3 protein-coding genes are annotated in these 2921 nt (G+C 69.6%); all 3 read right to left on the bottom strand.

Annotation, left to right across the window (positions count from 1 at the left end; genetic code table 11):
* Positions 1–228: 228 nt before the first annotated feature.
* On the bottom strand, positions 229–567 hold the full coding sequence (locus IJH84_RS07515; RefSeq protein WP_200068605.1) for a hypothetical protein: 339 nt from the start codon (positions 565–567) through the stop codon (positions 229–231).
* A gap of 453 nt (positions 568–1020) precedes the next feature.
* On the bottom strand, positions 1021–1473 hold the full coding sequence (locus tag IJH84_RS07520) for a flavodoxin family protein (protein WP_295141956.1): 453 nt from the start codon (positions 1471–1473) through the stop codon (positions 1021–1023).
* Positions 1474–1602: 129 nt separating this feature from the next.
* Positions 1603–2921, bottom strand: a 1319-nt coding sequence (locus tag IJH84_RS07525) for a phospho-sugar mutase (RefSeq protein WP_295141959.1), incomplete at its 5' end; no start/stop codon positions are given.

Here is a 2921-nt window from a genome sequence, read left to right on the forward strand (position 1 = left end):
CAGAGCATCGCGCACGCGCACACCGCGCGGTACATGCGGGCGAACCCGGAGCTGGCGCCGCTGGCGCCGTTCACCGGAGCGCTGTTCGGCGGCGTGCTGATCGATGGTGCGGTGCGGGTGCTGCGCGGAACGACGGCCTGGAAGGGCAGGCGCACTCAGTAAGGCGCGGTGTTTCGCGGGTGTGGCCCGTTCGCGGCGGAACGGGCCACCCGGCGGGCAGTGCGTAGGTCAGCTCTCGGCGAGCCGGGTTTCGTGCTTTCGCATGGCGATCGGTGCGCCTGCCAGGTCCTCTTCGTTGCACAGCAACTTGAGGTCGTAATACGGCGCACCTTGGCGTTCGTCGTAGTCCAGGTGGACGGCGATGACGTCCACCGGTTCACCCAGCCACGCTTGCGTTTCGCGCAGCCAATTGGCGGACCGTTCCAGCGCGGTCGGCAGATCGTCGTCGCGGAACTCGACCGGCCGGTAGGGCACGGCGTGCACCTCGTCCCGCGGATTCGCGGGCTGTGGGAGGTCCACGGAGACACCGGAGTCGTCGAGTTCGAGTTCGATCGTTTCCTCACTCACCGTGAAAGCGTAACGCTTGTGCGGTGACCTGGCCTAATGCCCTTTTTGACGAGTGCGTGCGGGCAGTGCGCACCGCGGCCGGTCACACGCCGGATCGAAACCGCGGTGCGGTGGAGAGGGGCGCCCCGAACTCGGCACGACAGTTGAGGGAAGGCGGGCCTGCGCCCAGGGCGCCCCGGTCACCGTCCGGGTGCGCGCCCCGGCGGCGATGATCACCTTACCGGGTGATCTCGGACCAAGATCAACAGGGGCTGTTTCCGGAGAATCGCGGGAAAAACTCGTCCGCGGGACGGTTGCCGCAGCAAGATCGACAGCCGGGCGACAGGGCGGTCGCAAGATCGACTTCGCCGCCCTCGACGGACGTTCCAAGGCGCGAACTCCGGCCGCTACCGGGCTCGCACCGCCGCGGGCCGAAGGCGAGTGTGCCCCGTCCGGGCAGCCACCGGCGGCGCGTCATCCCATCAGGTTCGCGGCGACCGTGGCGCCAAGCTCCCAGCACGCCGACAACGAGTCCGAGTCGGGTTGACCGGAGACGGTGACCGGCTCGGCGACCTGTTTCCACGACAGCCCCGTGGTGATCGAACCGATCGCGCGCAGCGCTCCCTCGGTGCCCTCGTTGCCGTGCACGTAGCAGCTGAACGGCCGGCCCGTCGTGGAATCGAGGCAGGGGTAGTAAACGGTGTCGAAGAAGTGCTTCAACGCGCCGCTCATGTAACCCAGGTTCGCCGGAGTGCCCAGCAGGTAGCCGTCCGCCTCGAGCACGTCCGCGGCGGTGGCCGCCAGTGCAGCCTTGCGGATCACCTCCACACCTTCGATCTCGTCGGTCGTCGCACCGGCGACGACCTGCTCGAACATCGCCTGCATTCCGGGCGAGGGCGTGTGGTGCACGATCAGCAGTCTTGCCATGGCCCGGAGTCTAGGTAGTCGTTCAAGGTCGGTGTGCACAACGTGCTGAGCACCGGGACTTCCGCGGCACTGCAAGCGGGTTCGGCGGGTCCGGATGCGTCCGCGAGTGCAGTGCTGCGCGCGCCGGGCTCAGCCCGGCTCGGGTGGTCGTACCAGGTCGGTAACCGCCTGCCGGAGTTCGGCGAGACGCTCGTCGGCGCGGCGCTTCGCCTCCACGAGTTCGGTTCCGGTCGCGGCCACCTGCTCGACCGCCTGGAAGTAGCACTTCAGCTTCGGCTCAGTCCCGGACGGCCGGATCACCAGCCGCAGCCCGCCGGATCCCGTGATCAGCAACGCATCGGTGTCCGGCAGCAGGTCGCGGGTGGTGACTTCCGCGCCCAGCAAGGTCGTGGGCGGGTGCTCCCGCAACCGCCGCATGAGCTGCGAAATCACGTCCAGATCGGTGACCCGGACCGATACCTGGCCGGTGCGGTGCACGCCGTGCTCGGTGGAGAGCTCGTCGAGCAACGCGGGCAAGTCCCGGCCCGCCGCCTGCAAGGTCGCGGCCAGGTCGCAGCCCAGGACCGCCGCCGAGATGCCGTCCTTGTCCCGCACCCGATCCGGGTCGACGCAGTGCCCGAGCGCTTCCTCGTAGGCGTAGACCAGCCCGGTGCCGGATCCGTCGCCAGCGCGTACGAGCCACTTGAACCCGGTCAGCGTCTCGTCGAAGCGCACGCCGTGCCGGGCGGCGATCGAACGCAGCATGGTCGCCGAAACGATCGTTGTCGCCACCAGCGGATCCGGGTGCTCGGCGCGGTCGAGCGAGGACAGGACGTGCTCGCCGAGCAGCACTCCCGTCTCGTCGCCGCGCAGCATCCGCCACGAGCCGTCGGGATCGCGCACGCCGAGCGCGCAACGGTCCGCGTCCGGATCGAGCGCTATGGCCAAGTCCGCGCCGCGCCGTCCGGCCAGCTCCAGCAACTCGTCCGTCGCCCCGGGTTCCTCCGGATTGGGAAAACCGACCGTGCGGAAATCCGGGTCCGGTTCCGCCTGCGAACCGACCCACTGCACATCGGTGAACCCGGCAGCGGTCAAAGCACGGTGCAGCGGCCGGGCACCGACGCCGTGCAACGCTGTCGCGACGATCCGCAGGTCCCGCGCGCCCCCGCGCGGCAGCGAAGCCAGCGTTGCCAGGTACTCCTCCGGCGCGCGCTCGTGCACCGACCAATTCCGGCGCCGTGGCACCGAATTGGCCGCCGGGGAACGCTGGATGTGCTGCTCGATCTCGGTGTCGGCAGGGCCGATGAGTTGCGTGCCGCCGCGCAGGTACAGCTTGTACCCGTTGTCCTGCGGCGGGTTGTGCGAAGCGGTGATCTGCACTCCTGCCACCGCGTCGAGCGCGCGGCTCGCGTGCGCCAGCACCGGTGTCGGCAGCGGTTCCGGCAGCACCCGCACGTCGAACCCGGCCG

The organism is Saccharopolyspora sp., assembly GCF_017434145.1.
Taxonomy (GTDB): domain Bacteria; phylum Actinomycetota; class Actinomycetes; order Mycobacteriales; family Pseudonocardiaceae; genus Saccharopolyspora_C; species Saccharopolyspora_C galaxeae.